We start from the raw sequence: 2,625 nt of genomic DNA, 5'->3' as shown, positions 1-2,625 counted from the left end.
GGCCGGGACGACGAGCACGAAAATATTGGAAGTATTATCGGCCGGTCTTGGAGGAGCTAGTTCGGGGTCCCGTTGGGCAATCCTTCGGAAACAGCGTTTCCGGCCTGGGAGAAGGCGCTGGAGAAGAGGCCCTCCACCACGCCGGAGATCGCGCCCAGGGCATTGGAGCCAGCGCCGGCCGCGGAGTCCCCGCCGGTGGCGGGATCCGTGCCGGTGGCGGGGTCGTCGATGGTTATGGCGGTTCCGCCGCCGATTCCGGTGTCGGTGCTGGTGGGCAGGGCACTGGCGGGAGCTGTGCCCAGGAACACGGCGAAAAGCCCGGTGGCAATAGCGACCACGGCACGCCGCAGGGTTCTGGCAGTCATTTTACTCCCAGCGGATACAGGTGACGGATGTTCCTCTTCAAGAGTAGGTCGGCCGGCAGGGTATCGGAACCCGAAGGCTGCGCACTGTGGCGCTGGCTTCATCACAATGTTCCGCACGGCGTCCGGGTACATGGCGGGAGCCGGGATCGCTCGGCAATTGGCTACCCGGTCGGCCGGCCGGTCGGATAGCCGGATAACCGGTCGGAAGAACGACGCTTCCGGCGGCCGGCCGCGGTGAAGGAGCGGCTGGTGGTATTTCGTTCGCCCGTGCTCTCCGCACGGGGATCGGCGAGGCCAGGGACCGAGCGAGACCGGGGGTCGGGTGCGGGGCGGCGTGCCGTCAGCCGTGGCGACGGACGGTCATCGGCAGTCCGTCTCGGGGCCGCAGGGTCACCAGCGGCTCAGGGGTGATCTTCAAGCCGGAGACGGGCTCGAACGTCCAGCGGCGGCTGATCGTCGCGAGCGCGAGCACCCCTTCGGTCCGGGCGAAGCTGTTGCCGATGCACTGGTGCGGGCCGCCGCCGAAGGGGAAGTAGGCGTAGCGGGGCCGGTCGGGGTCGACCCGGTCCCCGAGCCAGCGGGCCGGGTCGAACCGTTCCGGTTCCGGCCACCATTTCTCGTCGCGGTGAACGACCCACTGGCTCAGCAGCAGCGTCGACCCTGCGGGCAACGGATAACCACCGACGACACGGTCCTCCACCAGATACCGGCTCATCGCCCACACGGGCGGGTAGAGCCGCATCGACTCGCTGAGCACCGCGTCGGTGAACGGCAGGCGGGGCAGGTCCGCGACTGTCGGACGCCGGCCGGCCAGGACGCCGTCGAGTTCGGCGTGCAGTGCCGCGGCCACCTCGGGATGTTGGCCGAGGAGATGAAAGGTCCAGGTCAGCGCGTTGGCGGTGGTCTCGTGACCGGCGAGCATGATGGTCAGGGTCTCGTCCCGAACCTGGCTGTTGTCCATGCCGTCCCCGCTGTCGGCGTCACGGGCGGACAACAGCAGCGACAACAGATCCCGGCCTTCCGCCCCTTCGCGGCGGCGGCGTTCGATGAGGTCGTAGACGACCCGGTCGAGGGCCTGGCGAGTCTCGCGGCGACGCCGGGCCGAGGGCAGCGGCAGCCGTTCCAGCAGCTCGAAACCGGTGTGCAGGGCCTTGCGGGCGGCCACCGTGTTCTCACTGATGGCGGCCCGGATCACGGCCACGATGTCGCGGTCGGTATCGGCGTCGACATCGACGTCGAACAGGGTCTTCGTGACCATCGCCAGCGTCATCTCGATCATCTCGTCGTGTATGTCGAGATGCTGCCCGTTCCGCCAGCGCGCGGCCCGCACGTCGGCGATCGCGGCGAACGTCTCGCCGTACTCGAAGATCCGCTGGTGGTGGAACAGCGGTTGCATGAGCCGCCGCTGCCTGCGGTGCAGCTCACCGGAGCTGGTCAGCAGGCCCTGCCCGAGCACTATAGTGAGGGGCTGCACCGCGGTGCCGCGAGAGCCGGGGCCACGGCGGACGAACCCCCGCCGGTAGGAACGGTGCGACCCGACCAGCACGTCGGCGATCGCGTCCGGATCCGCCACCAGGAACGCCGACAGCGGCCGGGACGACAGCTGCACGACCGGGCCGTGGGTCTGGCGCAGGCGGACGAGGCCGGCGAGCGGATCGGCGCGCAGCAGCTTCCTCGCGGCGCGCAGGCCACCGGCCGATCCTGGAACAGGGTGCGCGCGTATCGGCACGGGCCCCGGCGTGACGGTGGCAGGCGGGGTAACGGTCATCGCGGACCCTCCTCGGGAACACGGGCGGGGGCAGGGGGCGCTCAACCAAGCAGGACGACCGGCAGACTGATCTTCACGATAATCGCGATCTAGGCGGTGCGGCGGGAGACACCGGCCACGTCCGTCCGCCTGGACCTGTCCGCCCGCCGGTTCGGCGGGTGCTCGACCGCCCCGGCGGGCGCGGCTGTGAACGCCACGGCGCTGTCCACGCGCGGCCTGCCGGCAGGTCCACGGGCGAGGCCCCCAGGCCTGGGCCGGCCGACTCGGTCGGACTGATCGAATCGATGATCGAAACCCCGATACCCGCGGGGCGCGGTGGGTATCGGGGACAGGGGGTCAGGCCAGCAGCACCCGGTATGTCAGATAGATGACATATCACCTACAACACATCACCGCGGACGGGGTGAAAATCCCCGCGGCGGCGACGGGGACCGTCTCGGTGCTTCCGAACCTCCCGGACAGGTTACGACCGAAGTGGAGGGTTCCCACTTT

At 69.6% G+C, this 2,625-nt stretch carries 2 protein-coding genes; both read right to left on the bottom strand.

Annotation, left to right across the window (positions count from 1 at the left end; translation table 11 throughout):
• Positions 1-56: 56 nt before the first annotated feature.
• Positions 57-365, bottom strand: coding sequence for a hypothetical protein (locus CM1CMNOD_RS19685; RefSeq protein WP_013875347.1), 309 nt, complete (start codon positions 363-365; stop codon positions 57-59).
• Positions 366-705: 340 nt separating this feature from the next.
• Complete coding sequence (locus tag CM1CMNOD_RS19680; protein WP_013875346.1) at positions 706-2,133, bottom strand: cytochrome P450; 1,428 nt, start codon at positions 2,131-2,133, stop codon at positions 706-708.
• Positions 2,134-2,625: the final 492 nt, after the last annotated feature.

The sequence above is a fragment of the Protofrankia symbiont of Coriaria myrtifolia genome (genome assembly GCF_900634755.1).
GTDB classification, from domain to species: domain Bacteria; phylum Actinomycetota; class Actinomycetes; order Frankiales; family Frankiaceae; genus Protofrankia; species Protofrankia coriariae.
The sequence above is the reverse complement of the archived record's forward strand: the minus strand, read 5'-3'. Positions and strand labels throughout refer to the sequence as shown.